This window comes from Agrobacterium sp. 22-226-1 (genome assembly GCF_053522345.1).
Genome location: NZ_JBNWCP010000012.1, coordinates 1 through 19785, shown reverse-complemented (window position 1 = coordinate 19785; position 19785 = coordinate 1). Strand labels below are relative to the sequence as shown.

Annotated in this window: 17 protein-coding genes, 1 tRNA gene and 3 pseudogenes; 8 read left to right on the top strand and 13 right to left on the bottom strand. The window is 58.0% G+C overall.

The genetic code is table 11. The annotated features are described in order from the left end of the window. Positions 1-13: 13 nt before the first annotated feature. The 3 genes and pseudogenes from ACQZ5K_RS19210 to ACQZ5K_RS19200 form a co-directional block, all read left to right on the top strand. The gene (locus ACQZ5K_RS19210; RefSeq protein WP_448741144.1) at positions 14-1423 is read left to right on the top strand and encodes a neutral/alkaline non-lysosomal ceramidase N-terminal domain-containing protein; all 1410 of its coding nucleotides are present in this window, start codon (positions 14-16) and stop codon (positions 1421-1423) included. A gap of 54 nt (positions 1424-1477) precedes the next feature. Continuing rightward, positions 1478-3034, top strand: a complete 1557-nt coding sequence (locus tag ACQZ5K_RS19205; protein ID WP_149622366.1) for a carboxylesterase/lipase family protein — start codon at positions 1478-1480, stop codon at positions 3032-3034. Between the two features lie 600 nt (positions 3035-3634). Continuing rightward, positions 3635-4108: pseudogene (locus tag ACQZ5K_RS19200) on the top strand (substrate-binding domain-containing protein); the annotation flags it as partial. A 168-nt stretch (positions 4109-4276) separates the two neighbouring features. On the opposite strand, the gene ACQZ5K_RS19195 reads toward ACQZ5K_RS19200, so the two are convergent. From ACQZ5K_RS19195 to ACQZ5K_RS19185, 3 genes are read right to left on the bottom strand one after another with little or no spacing between them, the layout of a single operon-like run. Then, positions 4277-5767, bottom strand: coding sequence for a carotenoid oxygenase family protein (locus ACQZ5K_RS19195; RefSeq protein ID WP_149622365.1), 1491 nt, complete (start codon positions 5765-5767; stop codon positions 4277-4279). A 43-nt stretch (positions 5768-5810) separates the two neighbouring features. Continuing rightward, a complete protein-coding gene (locus ACQZ5K_RS19190) occupies positions 5811-7283 on the bottom strand; it encodes an aldehyde dehydrogenase family protein (RefSeq protein WP_149622364.1) in 1473 nt (490 codons plus the stop codon). Next, positions 7276-8952, bottom strand: coding sequence for an FUSC family protein (locus tag ACQZ5K_RS19185; RefSeq protein ID WP_174056016.1), 1677 nt, complete (start codon positions 8950-8952; stop codon positions 7276-7278). The genes ACQZ5K_RS19190 and ACQZ5K_RS19185 overlap by 8 nt, the downstream gene beginning before the upstream one ends. Before the next feature lie 213 nt (positions 8953-9165). Between ACQZ5K_RS19185 and ACQZ5K_RS19180 the strand changes: the two genes are divergently transcribed. After that, positions 9166-9762, top strand: coding sequence for a TetR/AcrR family transcriptional regulator (locus tag ACQZ5K_RS19180; RefSeq protein WP_149622362.1), 597 nt, complete (start codon positions 9166-9168; stop codon positions 9760-9762). 139 nt (positions 9763-9901) lie between these two features. On the opposite strand, the gene ACQZ5K_RS19175 is transcribed toward ACQZ5K_RS19180, so the two are convergent. Further along, entirely contained in the window at positions 9902-10294 is a 393-nt protein-coding gene (locus ACQZ5K_RS19175; protein WP_174056022.1) for a LysR family transcriptional regulator, read from the bottom strand. A gap of 147 nt (positions 10295-10441) precedes the next feature. Continuing rightward, positions 10442-10726, bottom strand: a pseudogene (locus tag ACQZ5K_RS19170) (acetyl-CoA C-acetyltransferase); the annotation flags it as partial. Positions 10727-11107: 381 nt separating this feature from the next. On the opposite strand from ACQZ5K_RS19170, the gene ACQZ5K_RS19165 reads away from it, so the two are divergent. The 3 genes and pseudogenes from ACQZ5K_RS19165 to ACQZ5K_RS19155 all read left to right on the top strand — a co-directional run bounded on the left by ACQZ5K_RS19165 (position 11108) and on the right by ACQZ5K_RS19155 (position 13569). Continuing rightward, positions 11108-11192: transfer RNA gene (locus ACQZ5K_RS19165), tRNA-Leu, on the top strand. Positions 11193-11547: 355 nt separating this feature from the next. Then, positions 11548-11780 (top strand): annotated as a pseudogene (locus ACQZ5K_RS19160) (Na/Pi cotransporter family protein); the annotation flags it as partial. A 379-nt stretch (positions 11781-12159) separates the two neighbouring features. Continuing rightward, positions 12160-13569: an ABC transporter substrate-binding protein gene (locus ACQZ5K_RS19155; protein ID WP_448741143.1), complete on the top strand. Its 1410-nt coding sequence runs from the start codon at positions 12160-12162 to the stop codon at positions 13567-13569. Positions 13570-13601: 32 nt separating this feature from the next. On the opposite strand, the gene istB is transcribed toward ACQZ5K_RS19155, so the two are convergent. Both istB and istA read right to left on the bottom strand, forming a co-directional pair. Then, complete coding sequence (gene istB, locus ACQZ5K_RS19150) at positions 13602-14414, bottom strand: IS21-like element helper ATPase IstB (RefSeq protein ID WP_174059039.1); 813 nt, start codon at positions 14412-14414, stop codon at positions 13602-13604. After that, positions 14404-15930, bottom strand: coding sequence for an IS21 family transposase (istA, locus tag ACQZ5K_RS19145; protein ID WP_174059040.1), 1527 nt, complete (start codon positions 15928-15930; stop codon positions 14404-14406). The genes istB and istA overlap by 11 nt, the downstream gene beginning before the upstream one ends. 115 nt (positions 15931-16045) lie before the next feature. Here istA and ACQZ5K_RS19140 point away from each other — a divergent pair, with 115 nt between their 5' ends. After that, entirely contained in the window at positions 16046-16837 is a 792-nt protein-coding gene (locus ACQZ5K_RS19140) for a hypothetical protein (protein WP_448741142.1), read from the top strand. A gap of 272 nt (positions 16838-17109) precedes the next feature. On the opposite strand, the gene ACQZ5K_RS19135 is transcribed toward ACQZ5K_RS19140, so the two are convergent. From ACQZ5K_RS19135 to ACQZ5K_RS19110, 6 genes are all read right to left on the bottom strand, one after another. Then, positions 17110-17283 carry a hypothetical protein gene (locus tag ACQZ5K_RS19135; protein WP_448741141.1) on the bottom strand — a complete coding sequence of 58 codons (174 nt, stop codon included), beginning with the start codon at positions 17281-17283 and terminating at the stop codon, positions 17110-17112. Further along, positions 17280-17693: a hypothetical protein gene (locus tag ACQZ5K_RS19130; protein WP_448741140.1), complete on the bottom strand. Its 414-nt coding sequence runs from the start codon at positions 17691-17693 to the stop codon at positions 17280-17282. The genes ACQZ5K_RS19135 and ACQZ5K_RS19130 overlap by 4 nt, the downstream gene beginning before the upstream one ends. Before the next feature lie 9 nt (positions 17694-17702). Then, entirely contained in the window at positions 17703-18365 is a 663-nt protein-coding gene (locus tag ACQZ5K_RS19125; RefSeq protein WP_448741139.1) for an SOS response-associated peptidase, read from the bottom strand. A 2-nt stretch (positions 18366-18367) separates the two neighbouring features. Then, entirely contained in the window at positions 18368-18847 is a 480-nt protein-coding gene (locus ACQZ5K_RS19120) for a hypothetical protein (protein WP_448741138.1), read from the bottom strand. A 263-nt stretch (positions 18848-19110) separates the two neighbouring features. Then, positions 19111-19350: a hypothetical protein gene (locus tag ACQZ5K_RS19115; RefSeq protein WP_448741137.1), complete on the bottom strand. Its 240-nt coding sequence runs from the start codon at positions 19348-19350 to the stop codon at positions 19111-19113. Between the two features lie 67 nt (positions 19351-19417). Then, positions 19418-19785: hypothetical protein (locus ACQZ5K_RS19110; RefSeq protein ID WP_448741136.1), on the bottom strand; the 368-nt coding region annotated here is incomplete at its 5' end.

The following is a 19785-nucleotide window of genomic DNA, read 5'->3' as shown; positions in this document are numbered from 1 at the left end:
ATTGGAGGAAAGCATGAAAAAGACAGTTATTAGCCTCGCAATCGCGTCGAGCGTGTCTGCCCTGGCGGCGGCCCCTGCCGCGGCGCAGAGTGCAACGGGAACGCTCCGTGCTGGGGCTGCGCGCATCGAGATCACACCACCAGCGAGCCCGGCTTACCCGGCGATGAACGAATACGATCACGAGAAGCTTTATCTTCGGGTGATCGTCATCGACAACGGCAAGACGAAGATGGCGCTCATCGGTGCTGATCTCGGCGGCATAAACGAGGAAGTCTGGGCCGAGGCCAGCAAGCGCGTCGGCGAAACCCTCGGCATTCCGCCTCAGAACGTTGTCCTGTCATCCACCCATACCCATAGCGACTGGCCGGCCAATGCGACCACGGCGCCTGGCCAGCCGCGCTACGGCAGCGATTTCGTGTCGAATGTTGCGGTCGATGCGGTGAAAAAGGCCGTTTCCGCATTGCAACCGGCAAAGGTCGGCTATTCCACCGGAGAAGCCTATCTCAACGTCAACCGCGACGCGATCAATCCGCGGACGCATCTGTGGACGCAGGCAGCGAATTTCAATGCCTATTCCGACAAGACCGTAAGCGTCCTTTCCGTCATCAAGCCGAGTGGCGAGCCGATCGCGACCTATGTCAACTATGCGATGCATCCTGTGAACGGCTATCTCTCGGGTTTTGTCAGCGGAGATTTCGCCGCCGCCACGAGCCGCTATATCGAGCGCAATTTCAGCGATGATGTCGTGGCGATATTCACCCAGGGAGCATCCGGTGATCAGAACCCGCGCTGGCTGAGGACTGGCACCAACACGCTCGCGTCAAAAACCGGAGTACCGATCTCCGGCTACGAGATGAGCCGCGAGGATGTCGAGGCGCCGTTGCGCAACAAGCAGGTGGTGGACGGCCCCCTCGATCCGAAAAGAGCGCACCAGCTTGCCGACTATATGCAGGCCCTCGGTGTGATTCTCGGCGAGGAAGTCATCCGCGTTATGTCTCATACGGATGGATGGATGGCATCGCCGGAAATCTGGGCGGCGCAGACCACGCTGACCTGCCCTGGCCGGACGCGACTCGACAAAGTGCGCGAGGGTGCGGCCGGTCAATACGAAGACGGCAAGGACGTCGACATCCGGCTAGGGGCCGTTGACATCGGTGATATCGCGCTCTCGACCGTCAACGCCGAGATCTATAGCCGTATCGGCCAACGCGCGAAACAGATGTCGCCCCTGTCGAAAACCGTGTTGATCACCCTGGCGAACGGTCGCGCCAATTCCGGCTATATTCCGGACGACCAGTCGTTCGAACATCAGACGTTCCAGGTTCTGGGTTCGCGGCTGAAGCCGGGTTGCGCCGAAGAGGGCATTGCAAAGGGCATTGCCGGCATGGTCAGCGACCACATCGAACGCAAGCGCACGAACTGATGTGCGCCAAAGGCCCCGAAGCAAACTGAAGACCCTATATCAGGAGGAACACGAATGTTGTTCGCACATCGCCCCACGATGATCGGCGTCATGCTGCTATCGTTCGCAGTACCCGCCGCGCATGCCGTCACTCAACCCGTTTCCGCGCCGATCGGCGAAGTCGTCGGACAAGAACAGGGCGATCTGCTTGTCTATCAGGGTATACCCTATGCCCGACCGCCGATAGGTGATTTGCGCTTCGCTCCACCTCGGGAAGCGGAGCCGTTCAAGCAACCCTTTGTCGCAGATGTGCCCGGCAACGAATGCGTCCAACACGCGGTGTTCTGGCGTCCGGACAAAGGGGCAAGCTGGACCGAGGATTGCCTGACGCTCACCATCTACCGGCCGCAGGGCGATGCGGGAAATTTGCCCGTCATCGTGGGATATCATGGCGGTGGATCGCGCAATGGCGCCAAGACCGACTGGGACCCGAAGGAGATTGCAAGGCGCGGGAATATCGTTGTAACCGCGAACTACAGACTGGGAGCTCTCGGTTATCTCGCGCTTGCGGAACTGAATGCGGAATCTCAGGATGGCAAGAGCAGTGGGAATTTCGGTGATCTCGACAAGATCGAGGCTCTCAAATGGGTCAAGAAGAACATCGCCGCTTTCGGAGGCAATCCGGAAAGGGTCGTGGTTGCCGGACAATCGGGCGGAGCCCGAGGCGTATGCTTCATCGTCGCGTCGCCGCAAGCGAAGGGCCTGTTTCATGGAGCGATCATAGAAAGTGGACGCGACTGCCCGAGCACGCCGAACGAAAAGGCGGTGGAAAGCGGGGAGAAATTCGCGGCTGCAATCGGTTGTGCGGACAAGGCAACCCGCCTCGCCTGCCTTCGCGGCAAGAGCCCAGACGAAATCCTGGATGCTCAGGAAAAGTCCGCACTGACTCTCCCAACGGTTTCCGGCGGCTACGCCATGCCGAAACCGCCTTTAGAGGCATTCGAGACCGGAGAATTCAACCGGGTCCCGGTCATTGTGGGCAATACGCGAAACGAAGCGCGCATATTCGTCTATGAGGCCAACGATCTGAAGGATCAACCGGTCAGTCAGGCACAGTATCGCGCCGAAGTCCGCAAGAACGAAGGAGACAAGGCGGAAAAAATCCTCGCTGCTTATTCGGCGATCGAAAAGACCGCTCCCGGAGCCGCGCTGGCCGACTATAGCACCGACCGCGGCTCTACCTGCCCGACGACAAAGCTTGTTACGGCACTTGCCCGCTGGACCCCCACTTATGCCTACGAGTTCAGGGACGAAACGGCGCCGTTGCGTTCCTATGCCTCCGTTCCACAGTCCTTCGCCGTAGGAAGCGGCCATAGTTCGGAGATTTCCTATCTGTGGGGAGAAAGCATGGTGCCTGCGGGCTTGACGACTCGGCAACTGAAACTCGCCGAGGTGATGCGTCGCTATTTTTCGGCGCTCGCCGATCCCAAAGGAATGCCGCCCGAATGGCCTCGGTTTACCGTGGAAAACCCCCAGCGTCTGGCGTTTCTGGAAGACGGCATTACGAAAGTCATCAGCGAAGATGAGTATCGCGCCGATCATCGTTGTGACCTGTGGCAGGCCGCAAAATAGTCAGGCATCGTCCAGCCAGGCATGATTGGATCTCGTACTCGGTCGTTACATAGTTTGCGTTGGATTTGTCAGTCGTCACGATCTCCTTTGGTCAGCGGAGCGGCCTTTGCCCCTGACGGGAGGAGGCCCTCTCCTGCGGCTAGGCCGTCGACAATAAGACTTTGAGAGAGTGCAAGTATCCGGTGGTTGAAGGCCTCGCAAGGTGCGTTGCCGTTCCCGCAGTCGCCTGGGTTTTGCTGTTCAGCTTACGCTGGTGCGAGGTCTCGGCCGCCCCCTTGCTCACGAGAGACACCTCAGGGGCGGTCATCTCCGTCGTGGGCGATCAGATGGGTATCTACCCTCAGGCGGCACGCGGTCCAAACCGGGCGGTTGCGGTAGAGTTAAGAGGGCGTAATCCCGATTCGTCGTGCGATCGCCGAGATATCACCCCAAGCCGGCAAACGTCCTCAACGGCCTCGACATTAAACGTCGCAACTGACGTGAACCGTCAAGTCGATTTGTTACCATCTCTGGGCGGCGCATTGTCCTCAATGAGGCCGGTGTGCGCGATACCAAAGAATTTGAAGCCGCAAACGCCGTTTATAGCGCGGCCTCGGGCACACCCGGATCGCCTACGTGACGGACAAATCATTCACCTTTGCCCGCGCCTCGCGCCTCAAGGGTTTCCGAGCTGCGGTTGCTGAAATTAACCTCGCGGAGTGCCCTGTCTTCGAAGAAAACTCTGATAAAAAAGCGATCAGCTATTCGGACATCGAGTTGTTCGAAGTGGGGCGGCGTGCGGCGGGGCGCTTGCTGGAGACGGTACCGCGGCCAACGGCAATCGTTGCGCTCAATGATATGATCGCTGTGGGCATCCTCTCGGAACTACGCCAGCGCGACATCTCGATCCCGAATGATATTTCCCTGGTTGGAATAGACGATATTGTCTTATCTCGCCTGACGACGCCGCGGCTGACCACCATATGCCAACCTTTGTCACAAATTGCGGAGACGGCAGTCGACCGTTTGATTGCCCGTCTTTCTGCGCCAACCCGACCATCGGCTGAAGTTGTCTTCCAACCGGAACTGGTCGTGCGTCAATCGACGGCAGGGGCATCTTCGACGGTCGGAATGGACGGACTCAGCAGGCGTGAGCCGCCAGCGACCCTGCACCGAGATTCGGACACATGGTTGAAATCAGACAGAACTTTCTGGATCCCTTGCGCCGGGACGTATCCCGACGCACGGTTGCGTGTTTGCGGATCAGGCCTGTTTGCGGACCGCTTCGAGCGCCTTCGCGGGCGTCCAGTTGCCGTGCAGCGACATGCGCAGGCGGAACGGGATCTTGATGCGGGCCACTGGGCCGGCCGCCATATTCAACGAGTCGAGCACGACCAGTTCCGTGTTGTCGCCGTTGAGATGGTTCAGCAACGCAATCACATATCCATCGCCTTCAGGAGCATCGTCCGAACGCGGCACAAAGATCGGCTCCTGGAAGCACTGTCCATCACCGGGGAACCAGGCATCAGTCGTACCTGTCTTCACATTGACATGGGCAAGCTGGTTGAAGAACTGGAACGGTCGGTCCCCCAGGCTTTCATCGAAAGGTAGTGTCGGATCGAAGGCCAACACGAAACCATGCTCATAGGGTTTGCCGGTGAACCGTTCATCGCAACGCGGGAATTCACACGGGAAAGATGTGATGGGGCGCGGCTGGAGAGCATAGTCGGCCGCACCCGGTTCGCCAGGACCATTGAGATTGAACGACCAGCGCATCAGCTGCGAACTGAGGGTTTCGGGAAGCGGTACGGACCCGTCTGCCTGAGGGAAAAAGTAGAAGATATTCCCCGTGGTGACAGGCATGTCGACTTGCAGAAAGCCGTCTTCCTCGTACGAGTTCAGAGTATGCCCCTGGAATCCGTCCTTCGGCCCCTCGAACCACATGACATCCTCAGCGCTGCCGTCTCGCGGCAGCACACCGAAGAGCTGCGCCAGATCCGGTTGCCATTCAAAATGCTGCCCGCCCGCCTTCATGCGTTCGATATCGACGGTCAGAGGGATGAGCGGGAAGACGACATGCCGGGCGGTGATGGCGAAATCGTGGATCATTGCGGCGTAGGGAGCCTTGAACCAGATCTCCTTCTTGAGCTTGCCCGAGGCGTCGATTTCGAAATAGGCGATATCGGGCGTGCCGTCGCCCTTGGCTTCATAGGCGAAGCAAAGGAGGTCGCCGTTGTCAGGATCGACCTTGGGATGGGCTGTGAAAGTGGCCGACTTGATCTGGCCGTTGAAGTCCCAGACGCCGATCGTTTCCAGCGTCTCGGGGTCGAGCGCATAAGGAAGTGCATCCTCCTTCATGGCGAGCAATACGCCGGCATGGCAGAGTACCGTCGTGTTCGCTGTCGTGTTGTTTTCGGCTGCCAGCGGGTCGTTGGTGAAAACGTTGCGATAGACGCCGTTGAGCGAGCGCCGCTCGCGCCACTGCGCCGCCAACCGGTCTGTATGGACATAGCGCCTGCGCAGACTGACATGGCCGTTCTCGAACCTGAAGGCCGAGACTAGTCCATCGCCGTTAAAGAAGATGTCCTTACCGAGCATCGGCGGATAATAGGAATCCGGGGATACCTGGAAAAAGGTGCCGGCAATCGTCGGAGGAACGGTCCCCTCGACCTCGAGATCGAAGATCTGCGTTTCGACGCGACTGGGCTCGTAGAGGCCAGTGAATTCTGGAATTTCCGGGAAGGTCATGCTCATTTTGTCTTTCTTTCTGTTTAGGCCCGGTTGCTGGGGGGTAAGGTCAGAACGGATAGACGCGCGGTTCGTCCTGCACGCTGATCCAGTGATCGGTGGTCAGTTCCTGGATGATCCAGTCGCTGTTGAAGCGGCCGAGACCGCTGTTCTTCTCGCCGCCGAACATTGTGTTCGGGTCGTCATTGGGAGAGATGTCGTTGATGTGGGTCATGCCCGCCTCGATGCCTTTGGCAAAGCGCAGTCCGCGCGCGGCATCGGTGGTGAAGACCGCGCTCGACAGGCCGAATTCGACGGCATTTGCCATGCGCAACGCGTCGGCTTCATCGGCAGCGCGGATCAGAGGCGCGATCGGGCTGAACAGCTCGGTTTGCGCCAAAACGGAATTATTAGCGACATCGACAAAGACTTGAGGCGGCAAAACCTGTCCTGAGGGTTCACCGCTCAGGACTTGGTGAATGCCGGCGGCCCTCGCCTTGTCGACATGACCGAGCGCTGCCTTGAGCTGCCTCTCATTGATGAGCGGACCGATCACCGTGTCCGGTTCGTTCGGGTCACCGACCTTCAATGAACGTGCTCGCTCGATGAACGCCTCCACGAAGCGATCATAAAGTCGCGACTCGACGATGATGCGGTTCGTACTCATGCAGATCTGCCCCTGATGCAGAAAGCGACCGACGATAGCTCCGGAAACCGCATGGTCGAGATCGGCATCGTCCAGCACTACACAGGGCGCATTGCCACCCAGTTCGAGCGCTACGCGCTTCAACGTGGCGCCGGTCATCGCCAGTTCGCCGATACGCCGTCCTACTCGCGTAGACCCTGTAAACGAGATGAACTTGGGAATTTCGTGCAGCGTGAACGCATCGCCGATTTCCCTGACGTCGCCGACGACAACGTTGAGCAGGCCGGCGGGCAGTCCCGCTTCCTCGTAGATGCTGGCAAGCAGAAGGCCACCGGTGACCGGCGTGTCCTCGGCAGGTTTGAGCACGATACCGTTGCCAAGTGCGAGCGCCGGAGCGACCGAACGATTCGACAGATGCATCGGAACGTTCCAGGGGCTGATGACGCCGACGACACCCAACGGCCGGCGATAAACTCTGCTCTCCTTCCCGGAAATGTCGATGGGCAGTATCCGTCCCATCACACGCGCGGGCATGGATGCTGCAGCCAGCGTGCCGGCACGAACGGCCGCCCATTCGATTTCCGCCTTCATGCGGGTGCTGCCGGACTCGGCGATCAGCCAGTCGACTATCTCGGCATGGCGGCGGTCCATGACGGCGACTGCGCGATGCATGACCGCAGCCCGTTCTCCTGGCAGGAGCCGCGCCCAGTCGAGCTGGGCTCTCGCTGCGGCGCGATAGGCGTCGTCGAGATCATCGTGGGAGGCGCAACCGATTTCGGTTAAGACTTCACCGTTGTACGGGTTGCGATCGCTAAGCGATGTTGCAGCCCGACCGGTTCGCCAGCGCCCATCAATATACTGGCCGGTGAACTGACGCTGGATCTGAGTATCAGGCATTGTTTTTCCTCCTTGTGTTTGAAGTGGCCAGCGCATCGAGCGCCGCGCTCGCCTTGACCGAAGCCTCTCTTGCGGTAGCCGATTTGAGGCGGCGGCTTTCTGCGGCGGCGGCCAGGCAGGCCTGTGCTGCTTTGAAAAGCGGGGACTCAACCTCCGTGACGTCGAGCAGCTGCACCTGCGCGCTGCGCAACGTCTCATGATGGGATGCCAGTGTCTTTTCGTCGGCGCCGCAGGCGATGCGGTGCGTCAAGGTTGCAATACGGCGGGCGAGAAGCCTGCGGCGTACATCCGGCGTCGACGGGAGGACCAGCCAAAATATCGCCACCGCTATGACCACGCCCGAGACGATTGCCAGGGCTTCCAGAACGGCGGTCTCGGCGGCTACTGGCGCGGTTCCCGGCTGGGCGGTCAACAGGAATGTCATGGCCATGTCTATGGCCATCTTGGCGGTGACGGTCTTGCGCATGAGCCACGCTGAAACCAACAGGAACGGCGTGACGCAGACTAGTATCGTCAGCAGACCTTCGGCATGCGGCAGCAGAAGCAGCCGGACAAGCAGTCCCATCGCGGCGCCGGCGAGGGTTCCGAGCAATACCTGGACAACCATATGGTTTCCATGGTCGTGACTGGAGAACAGCGAGGTGAACAGGACCGCTGTCATCGCCATCATGGAGCCAGCCTGCCAGCCTGCGGCCAGCCAGATCGCGGACGCGACTGCCAGTGCAACCACCGGCCGCATGGCGGCGCGATACGAGGCGACGCGATCGAGGTCGAACCGGAAATAACCGAGTGCAGACAGACGGCCGGGCTCCAGCGCCTTCGCAAGATCCTCCAGCGCGCCCGCCAGCACCACGTGACCGTGTGCTGCGGCATCCCTGGCCATACGCCGCGCCCGCTGAAACGGATCGTCAGGCGCGAAGGGTCTGTCGAGAGCCGTGTTCCTACTTCCGCCCAGCGCGAGAAGTTCCAGCAATATGCCAGAGATGTGCCGCAGGCGCCGGGCGTCGGCACGTCCGCGGATCGATCCTGCGGACTGCTCGTCGATGGCTCGGTCAAAGGCCGCTATCTCGGCGATCAACGAAGCGTCCGCATGCGCTTCTTTGTCGGCCTGCCGGTTTTCGATCCGCTGCAAAACGCGACCCAGAAGGTTCCTGGCCCGTGCCTGTGCATCCGCCTTTCGCGACGGCAGGGCTCTGAAGGACAACAGCATCGAACAGACGATGCCGATCAGCGTGCACAGAACCCTGTCCTGCGCCAACACGCTGTCCGCATGTCCGTCGCCCAACCCAAACAGGACGACGATCCCCGCAGTGTAGCCGGCAAGAACAAAGCCGTAGTTGCGGAAATGCCGGAAGATCGTGCCGAGCCCAGCGCAACAAGCCAGCCAGAAGGCAAGCAGGATCAGAGTGACCGGCAGATATGCATGGACGAGCAGAATCGATGCGCCGGCGGCGGCTCCACAGATCGTTCCGACGAGGCGCGCGGCGCTGCGCTCCACAAGAAGGCCGCGTGTCGGCTGAGCGACCAGCCAAACGGTCATCGCCGCCCACCATGGATGATGGATGGCGAGCACGTGTGCTAGGGCGAGCGCCATGAGTGCAGCAATGGTGGTGTGCAAGGCGAACGCGATCGGATGACGAGGTGGATCGGCAGCGGGCCGGTTGTCCATCGGCTTTCCCACAGCGCATGGAGCCAAGGGGCCGGATCGCCCCCAGCCTTTTTCGTTTTCAAGCATTTCCGGCTTAGCGCTCACAGAGGCACCCATAATTGAACGTTATCGTTTAGATATAACCTGACTTGTTCATTGTCAATATTCCTGTACGATATCGTTTAATTATGATGACGGCGGGCGTTGAGCCTGATGCGAAACGGGAATGACGCGATGCGAAGAAAGACCGAGGATCGGCGGTTGAGTTTTGTGAAGGCCGCCGGGAAATTGTTCATCGAAAGGGGCTTCGGCGCGGTGACTATGGAAGCGGTAGCGGCTGAGGCCACGGCGTCGAAGGCTACGCTTTACGGTTATTTCCCAAGCAAGGAGGCGCTCTTTGAGGCCTTTGTTAACGAGGCGGGGAAAGGCGGCGTCGAGGAAATCGAGGCTGCGGGACGCGGCGACGATGTCGAGCAAATTCTTCGAAAGCTCGGGACTGCTTATCTCGATCTTGTCACGCGCCCTGACGTCATCGAGGCAAATCGCCTGATCATGGGCGAGGCCGGACGACAGCCACAGCTAAGCCGCATCTTTTATGAGAACGGACCGCGGAAAACCCTCATCGCAATCAGTGAAATCATTGCCGCGCTGATGGAGGCGGGCAAGCTTCAACGATCCGACCTCCGCGAGGCCAGCCTTTACTTCAAGTCCCTTTGTGAGGCTGGACTTGTCGAGCGTCAGCTATGGGGACTGGATGACCAACCCGATCACCAAGTTCGTCAGTCCGCAGTCGAAAGGGCGACGGAAGTGTTTCTGGCGGCGTTTGGATAAGCGATGAACGTGGAGAGCTCCCCGGCCGCGGGCGTGGTGATCGATTTTCCCGCACGTTATGGAGAGACGCGAGCCTACCAGAACAAGCGGCAAGTCTATTCGATCCTGTTTGAGGCGGCCACCAAGACGCTTAGGACCACTACTGCCGATCGCCAGCATTCGCGGCAATTATCAATTCAACACGGGGCGCGTCGAGATATTGCGGGGAAAAATCCGGATACTCGGTGACGAATTGGTGAAGGCTTTTGTAAAGTTCACCGTCGAGCATGGACACATGCACGCCGACGGAGAGGCTGCCGCTTGTTGTGACGACCATTATCCCCGAGGTTGAGAACAGTTTCGAGGTCGGTGATGATCTGGCGAACGTCGCGAAATGGGCTGCATCGGGCGTAGGGGTCACACCGCTTCCACCGCGGGTAAATAACCTTATCCCCACCGACTCTTCAAGGTGGCGAATTTTGCGGCTCACCAGGAAGTAATGCGTGTTGAGCCTTCTTCCGGCACGAATAAAGCTGCCTTCCTCGGCGACGATGAGCGCCTGACCAGTTGAATGTGGTTGAGAACAGGAGACACGATCTCAGACAATCGCCTTTTTAGCTGTCTGATTACGGAACTCCACGAATTGCCAATTTGATTTTTAACCAAATCTGCGTTGAGCCATCCGGGGACTGACATATAGTCAGCGTTCAATTGTCAGTGCGATCCCCATTCCACCGCCTATGCACAACGTTGCCAGTGCTTTATGTCCGTCTCTTTTGGCAAGTTCGTGGAGAAGCGTAACTAGGATGCGTGCACCAGATGCACCGATCGGATGCCCGAGAGCGATCGCTCCGCCGTTGACCTTTACAATGCCCGAGTCCCAACCGATTTCCTTATTTACGGCGCATGCCTGTGCAGCAAATGCCTCATTCGCTTCCACCAGATCGAGGTCTTCAACCTTCCACCCTGCCTTGTCCAGTGCCTGTCAATCGGCGTCGTAACGGGGTCTGACTCATTCTCGATGTCGTTTCGGATTCTACTGGCCGTTTCTGACGGAGAATCAGCGCATGCGAGCCCATTTTCGGCCTTCCGATCTGATCCCTGCCGAGTTGAACGTGGAGGCAGTGCACCACAGCGCCGACATGATCGTCGTCGCCGCATGTGGTCAGTCCCGAGGTTGTATGTGTTCCCGAGTAACAGGGGCACGAGTTGAAGGAAAGGCAGCAATTGGTTCGACAGCGTTCGCTACAGCGCTGAAATTACTGTTTTTCCACAGCGCAACTTTGCTCTGGAAATCACTGCGCATGTGCTGTATAGGAGCGGTCGGCTACCCTCAGGCGCTACGCACGCAGGAGATCGGCACCGTGCGGGTGTGGTGGAATTGGTAGACGCGCCGGATTCAAAATCCGGTTCCGAGAGGAGTGTCGGTTCGAGCCCGACCACCCGCACCATCTTGTCTCATGAATCTAATACCGACGGCCTCGCGATGAGAGGCTCAGGTCAGATTTGGTAAATCGACGACAGCTGCAATTCGAGCCACGAGCTTGCAACCTGACCAGGCGACAGCATGCCCGGCCACTCGTTGATCTCGTTGTAACGTTGCCGCGGCGCACCGGCTCAAGGGCAAGAGGATAGACCCGTTATCTGCGGGCCAGAGTTTCTGCTCCGCAGTCCTCCCGGAGGGAGGGCCATTGGTCGCCGACTGGCGGACCGCCTATTGCGGCGGCCGACGGCCCTTTTGGAATTCGACCGGAGCGAAACAGACAACCTGCCATACCCGGCTGCCGCTCATACGGTGGAAGAATATTGGCTTCCACGATCGTCATGATAAACCTGTTAGGGGCCGTCGCCTTGCTGCTGTTCGGCTTGGCGCAGGTGAAGGACGGCGTGTCGCGGGCGTTCGGCATCAGGCTCCGAACCGGGCTTGCGACCGGCACCAAGAGCGGTCTGCTTTCTTCTCGGGCTTCGTTGCCACTATCGCGCTGCAGAGTTCGACAGCCACGGCACTGATGGTTGCCTCCTTCGTCGAGCGTCAGCTGAGCGTTGTCCCGCTGGAGGGTGCTGTTCAGTGGGCGCCCCGGATGGTTCCGGCGATCGCCGATAGGTTATTCAACCGCTTTCTGACTACGCGGCTCCGCAGACCGCCAACACCCGGCTGCGGATGACGACTGCCTGCTCATCAACGGGAAAATGCGACGCAGATGTTAGATCACTTGGCTTTCGTCGACGTTGCCGAGATGGATCGCTGGCTAGAGACTAATCACAGTGGCCCACACCGGGGTCAGCCGCACGAGAGTCTTCCGCGACCGAACCCCTTCCTTCGATAGTATGACCTAGACAGATACAACACAGCGAATTCGGACTTTGACAGACTAATATCCTGCTGCAAAATTCGATGAAACAATAACGAGGTGGAACATGGCTCTCTTAAAATCGGTAACATTCGCGGCTGCTTTATCAGCATCGGTAATATTAAGTTCTCCGTACGATGTGCGTGCCGATATTCTGAAGGTCGGCATAAACATGCCCGATATCACTACCCTGGACCCGGCGCGTGCGACTGCTACTGCGGACGTTGCACTTGTGTCTTGGATGTTTAACGGACTGGTTCGCTTCCCACCCGGTAGCGCCGATCCCTCCAAGATAGAGCCCGATCTCGCGGAACGCTGGACCACCTCGCCAAATGGCCTCGAATGGACGTTTTACCTGAAGAAGGGCGTCAAGTTTCACGGCGATTACGGAACGGTTACTGCGGAGGATGTCGTATTTTCCTTGTTGCGAGGCAAGGATCCAAAAACTTCAGCTTTCTCAAGCGACTACCTCGGCGTTGAATCGATCGAGGCGATCGATCCTCTGACTGTCAAGATCACTCTTTCCGAACCTGTGCCGGGATTTCTTGGGTTGATTTCGAATTATCACGGCGGAAACATCGTCAGCAAGAAGGCCGTCGAGAAGCTTGGAGCGGAGTTCAAGAGCCACCCGATCGGCACCGGTCCATTCATGTTTGAAAAAGCCATCACTCAGCAGGGAGTCTATCTCAAGGCATTCCCGGAATATTTCCGCGGTGCGCCAAAGCTTGATGGAATACGCCTCGATTTCATCCCCGCGGATTCGAGCCGCGAGCTAGCGTTTCGATCAGGCGAGCTCGACCTGATCTATGGCAAGCGCGAGCAGCGTTGGGTTGAGCAGGCAAAGACGTGGGACAACACCGTTATCGACATCTTCGGGCCAGGCGAATTCCGCACGTTGTTCCTGAACACGATGCGTCCGCCCCTGGACAACATTAAGGTCAGACAGGCGATTGCACACGCGGTCAACGTCGATCAAATCGTGCAATTCGTTGGGGCTTCAGTCGGCCCTAAGGGCTGTTCCGTCGTTCCGACAGGCTATCTTGGTGAAGACTGCACCTGGAGCTACAAATACGATCCTGCCCTGTCCAAGAAGCTTTTGGCGGAAGCAGGCTTCGCTAAAGGCCTATCGTTCTCCGCTATCGTTTCCTCGAGTTCGGCCCAGCTGCCTATCATGGAGGTTATCCAGGCACAATTGGCGGAAGTTGGCATCGATATGCAAATGAACGTAGTCGACCACCCAACCTATCAGGAGCAAACCCGTAAGAATCTCAGCGACGCAGTTTATTACGGAGCGGCCCGCTATCCTGTCGCCGACAGCTATCTGACCCAATTCTACCACTCGGATTCGTCTGTTGGGAAGCCGACTGCCGTCACCAACTTCTCTCATTGCAATGTAGCTGATAGTGAGATCACCTCCGCAAGGCGCGCCGTTAACGATCAGGAGAGACTGAAGCTGTTGATTGCCACTGAGAACTGACCCTGCGTTTCCACCGAGAATTGACCCGCCTGTTAGGTATGTTTCGGGTCTGCGGTCGTGGTCAAGTTCCTCGTCTTCTCCTTTGTCGTTTTGGTGTCGTGCGCAGAGCTATTCTTGAAGCGGAAGCTGTCGTTTCCGGTTTCGAGGATGTGGCAGTGATGCGTAAGCCGGTCCAACAGTGCGGTGGTCATCTTGGCATCGCCGAAGACGCTAGCCCATTCGCTGAAGCTGAGGTTTGTCGTGATGATGACGCTGGTTCGCTCGTAAAGCTTGCTCAGCAGATGGAACAGCATCGCACCGCCTGACGCGCTGAACGGCAGGTAGCCCAGCTCATCAAGGATGACGAGATCGGAGTGGACAAGCCGGTTGGCGATCTGGCCGGAGCGGCCTTGCGCCTTCTCCTGTTCCAGCGCGTTGACCAGCTCGACCGTTGAGAAGAACCGGACCCGTTTGTGATGATGCTCGATGGCCTGAACGCCGATTGCCGTCGCGATATGCGTTTTGCCCGTGCCGGGGCCACCGACCAGGACAATGTTGTTGGCGTCGTCGAGGAAGTCGCAGCGGTGAAGCTGACGCACGAGCGCCTCGTTGATCTCGCTGCTGGTAAAATCGAAGCCATTCAGATCACGATAAGCAGGAAAGCGGGCGGTCTTGAGCTGATAGGCGGTCGATCGCACCTCCCGTTCGGCTGTTTCCGCTTTCAAGAGCTGCGACAGGATCGGAATGGCGGCCTCGAAAGCCGGCGATCCTTGCTCGGTCAGTTCGCCAACGGCTTGTGCCATACCGTGCATCTTCAATTGCCGCAGCATGATGACGATCGCGCCGCTTGCTGGATTATGACGCATGGCGGGCCTCCGTCTTTCTCAGGGCATCGTATCGTTCGACATTGGCCTTGGGCTCGTTGACGAGCGTCAGGGCTTGCGGCGCATCGATGGTCGGCGGCGTGAAGGATTTGCCGTCGACAAGACGATGCAGCAGGTTCAGCACATGCGTCTTGGTTGGAACGCCGGACTTCAGTGCCATATCGACCGCCGACAGGACGGCCTGTTCATCGTGTTGAAGGACGAGCGCCAGGATATCGACCACCTCCCGGTCGCCGCCCGGCTTCTTGAGCAGGTATTGCTGCAAGGCCCGGAATGCCTCGGGGAGTTCGGCGAACGGTGCGCCATTGCGAAGCGCACCTGGCTTGCGCTGCACCACCGCCAGATAATGCCGCCAGTCGTAGATCGTCTGGCCCGGCCGGTCGTGGGAGCGATCAATAACGCGACGATGCTCGCAAACGATCTGTCCTTCTGCGGCGACCACAACACGGTCTGGGTAAACCCGGAGGCTTACCGGTCGATTGGCGAAGGACGCCGGGACGCTGTAGCGATTGCGCTCCAGATGCACGAGGCAGGTCGGTGAGACACGTTTGGTGTATTCGACAAACCCATCGAACGGCCGGGTAACGGGCATGAGCGCAGGTGCTTCCTCCGCCCAGATGTCGGCAATGGAGCCACGCATTTGACCGTGCGGGGTCTTTGCCCAGAACTCCTTGCAGCGCTGCTCGAGCCAGTCGTTCAGAGCATCCAGCGATGGAAAGCGCGGCGTTGGCTGCCACAGACGATGACGCGCGTCCTGAACGTTCTTCTCGACCTGTCCCTTCTCCCAGCCAGAAGCCGGATTGCAGAACTCAGGCTCGAACAGGTAGTGGCTGGCCATCGCCTGGAAACGGACGTTGACGTCACGCTCTTTGCCACGGCCGACCTTGTCGATCGCGGTGCGCATGTTGTCGTAGATGCCACGACCAGGGATGCCTCCGAACACGCGGAATGCATGGTTGTGGGCGTCGAACAGCATCTCGTGCGTCTGCAGGAGGTAAGCCCGCACGATGAACGCGCGGCTGTAGCTCAGCTTCGTGTGCGCCACCTGCAGCTTGGTGCGCTCATTGCCGATGATCGCCCAGTCTTCCGACCAGTCGAACTGGAAGGCTTCTCCAGGATCGAACGCCAGGGGCACATATGTCCCGCGACCCGTCGTCTGCAATTCCCTCTGACGATCATCACGCCATTCCCGGGCAAATGCCGCCACCCGATTATAGGACCCCTCATAGCCGAGGCCCATCAGATCGGCATGCAACTGCTTCATCGTCCGCTTCTGTTTGCGGTTCTTCTTGGATTCGGTCTTCAGCCAGGCCGACAACCGATCGGCAAAAGGATCGAGCTTGCTCGGCCGCTCCGGGACCTTGAACTTCGGCTCCACGCCGTCCAGGCGCAGGTATTTGCGGATGGTATTCCGGGATAAGCCGGTCCTGCGGCAAATCTCCCGGATCGATAGATGCTCTCGAAAATGCCAGCGTCGGATCACGCTCAATAACGCCATGTCGATCACTCCATAGCCCCCGCTGAAAACATGCGAGGGAAGGTTGGAACATGGGTCAATTCTCAATGGAAATATCAGGCCACGCAGGGTCAGTTCTCAGTGGCAATCAACACCAATGGACGAAACGGATGCGGCTATCGAGGAATTGCGGGGCGAGCTTGCCCGAGGACAATACACTGAGCGCGGACAGATACTTCATTGCGCCGGCCTCGCGATAAAGCTGAGCAAGGCTGGCGACACCCGTGTCACGGGAGATCAAGGTATCGTGCCCTTCTTCAAGGCGTACATCGACGGCCTTTCCAATCAGCGTAAGCTCCGTAGGAAAGAAATCGACCCGCTACCGCTCGAATACGACGCATATGGCGGGCTGGGTTTCAGCTCAAAGGATACGCCGGAGTTCCTAGAGATAGCTAACCATCTGGCTGAGCGGCAAGCTGAATTGCTGCAGGTCGACCGCAGGGAGCGCGTCAACGCGATCGTAAGAGAAGCCGAAATGGGAGAACTCGAAGCGCTCCACAGGCTTAACATGTTGAACGACGAGCTCTCCCGAAACCCGGTCTTGGTCGACGTCGACATCGAACGAATGGCCGCGCTGATTGCGGACGACGTCACCTCGCTCAACATCGGTGCGCGACTGCTAGCCTACAGATATCATCATGCTAGACACGGCGAGGCTTTGCTGACCGAAATATCTTGGGCCCGGCAGGTTTACGAAGCCGTACTCCGGAAGATCGCGGATTGGCCTGAACATCATCGCATAATGGCGACAGAGAACTTGCAAGGTCTGATACGTCACTACGAGGAAGGGCGTCACCCCGACGACCAAATCATTCCCGCCGGGGCTGGCGCGGAAGAGGTCAATGTAGCCAATGATGGCGGAGACGCCATCCCGGTCCCCCCGCCCTAGGATTTCGAGCTATCATCGAATTTTTCTCGAGGTATCCGGATCAGTGTCCGAAGATTTCGCCCAAACCTCGTTAGAACGGCTTATGGAAGACCAACGCGACCAGTGCGACCTTGATCAGGCAACTAAATTGGTTGGCGGTGATAAATACCTCTTGTTGTTACGCGGCGTTTAGAATGCGCTGTGATCGGCATGGCCCGTCAGTGACCGGCTTGGTCGTTGAACAACTAAGTGCCGAACTGAAGCGTTGATGAACTTCAACACTGTGGTTCAATCTACGCGTCGCGGGAGGCGCCTGTCTTGTGAGGATAATGCTCCCAGCACCACCAATGCGGCTTTTCGACCTTATTCCGACTATATCCAAAGCCGCCCCAACCCCTACAACCGGGATGTTCGCACCAGTGGTTTTCATGAATGCCGTCGCCGGCCTTGTCGGTCTGGTCGCTCATGGATGGGCCTCCCCAATAATCTCTACTGGTCCCCTCGACGTCTCAATCAGCGGCCAGCGCACCTTCCGCCGCCATTCGGTCAAAGCATCATCGGGTGAGGTGCAAAAAACCCACTCTATGAACACGTCGGAAATCTTGGGGTGGTCGTAGAGAAGGGCAGCAACGCTTTTTCGCTGGCTGAACAAAATCTCAATCTTTGCGCCGGTCGGTATGTCGTCGTCATCAGCCCAAAGTTCCATGGCGATGTATCCGGAATAAGCGGTGAGGTCCGATTCCCGGTCCACTTCGGCGAGCAGGCGCGGGTCAATGTCCTCGTGAATGGCTTTCTGCACTCCGAAGAAGTCGCCATCTTCCAGCAGCGCCTTCGGGTAGACACCGTGATTTTCCAGAATGTAAGGACGGATATGCATATTCATCTCCTATCCGAATAGATCGACCGTCTTGCTCTCATCTTCGACCGGAAGCAGTACGAGGCGGTCGTCGGGCAAGGGCCGCTGAAGTTCTTTCGCTTCCTCCCATGGTGCTGTCAGCCACATCTCCACCTCATCCTTGTTTGTCAGGATGACCGGCATAGCCTTCGGGTGGATTGGTTTGACGACGCTGTTCGGTTCCGTTGTCAGGAACGCGTATAGCTGGTGATCGCCCTCGCGGGGGTTCTTCATCGATCCCCGAACGCCATGCCAGTCTGTCCAGATGCCGGCGAAGAAGGCGAAGGGCGTCTCCTCATTCAGCGCAAACCAGCGCTTCGTCTTGCGAGGTTTCGTGTCTTCCCACTCACAAAAAGTTGTCCACGGCGCGACACAGCGGTTTTCGGGCCGCAGCCATCGGCGCCAGTGCGGGGAGGTGACATTGCGGATGTTGGTGACGCCTGTATCGGGTTTGCCCTGCGTCACGAACTGCGGCGACGGCATCCCCCAAGTCAGCCCGACAAGCTCCCTGCCGCTCTCGCCGTTGCGAACCACTGGTGCCGGCCGGTCAGGATGGACTTCCACATCCGGCTCCAGGTTAAGCCGCTCCTGCATGATACCCACGATATCGCGGATCGATTCCTGATTGGTCTTCACACGGTACAGATTGCACATGCTCACCTCGGCAATTTTGCAATTGTGATGTAGGAGCCGCCTTTCTCGCCGCACTTCCGGCACTTTAGGCGGGGCTGCAGTTCCTTAAGGGTCGTGTTACCGCCGACCATCTTTACGAGCTTCCAGCGTGGTAACTCCGTCACATGCTTGCACGATCCACAACCAGCCACAACGACTTCCCAAGAGCGTAGATCGAACACCCGCGTGCCAGATGTTTCTTCTTGCGCTGCTTTTTCCGTTCGCTCCTCGAAGGTCCAATAGTAGCTCATCCTGCATCGTGGGCCGAAATCTTCTTTCGATTTTGGGCATCCTATAAGCTTCTGCGCAATCATGCGGAGCGGACTTGGGGCCGGGGTAGCGGTAAATTCGGCTTTCACCGCCTTGCCATCAAACGACCGAAGAAGCTCACAATCCTCGCAGACGACCCATATTTTTTCTCTGTCGAGTTCCTTGTAGTCGTAGCCGTTATCGTTTGCTGTCATCCCGGTCTTCATTCGGTAGCCAGCCTCGTGTAAACCCTCTGCCCATTGCAGCCGTCGCCAGAGCAAGCTGCATCCTCAAATGCTGAATATCTTCCATCAGCGTCTCAATCGCAGCGCGGCTGTCTCCGTCGTGCCATGCAATGATGAGGTCTACCGGATCGGCTTCCGGTTCTCTTGGTTGTGGGCGCACGTTCTCATTCTCCTGTCTCAGAGCCTCAAATTTCTCCCTGTGTTGAAAAGGCGCGCGCCCCCGCGCCAGTAATTCAGTCTGGCATCAAATCGGCAATTTGCCCGTGCGAGACAAGCAAACGTGGGTTTGCCATGCTGCCGCTTTCTTCGTCCACGGTCACGGTGTATGCCGCAACGCCGATGTGACGCGATGCCATGGCGCTCGCCATTTTTTCTGCGGATGCTGCATTGGAGGCGGGCCGCATTTCCCCAGGCACGACACCGCCACGGCTGTTTTTGAACTGCACGACAATAATTTTTTCAGCGTCTGCCACGTCTATTGACCTCTCATTTGTTCTATAAATGTTCTCATTTCGAGAGAGAGTCAATATGACGCTTTGTCTATGCGCTTAACCAGCGATCGCCCCAACGCTGCGAGCCCTTTAGATCGAACTTTTCAACGATCTCATCAACCTCAGCATCGTCAAAGATGGAGAACCGCAGAATTTGTTGCATTCGTTCTCGAGTCACAAATTGAGGTGGATGCTCTTTCGCACCCCTTCCAAAATCAAAAAGTGCGGCTGCTCTCGCAGAAACTTCAACGGCATCTAGGATATACGACTGAATATTGCTCTTAGTAATTATTGAATACTCTTTCGCGTGGTTTTCAACTAGAGCACGTCCATTGAACGCGGAATCGCATTGAGGATTCCCCTGGCTGCGGAATTCTGATTCTATCGCCCCGACTGGTGATTTGGTCGGAGGCAATA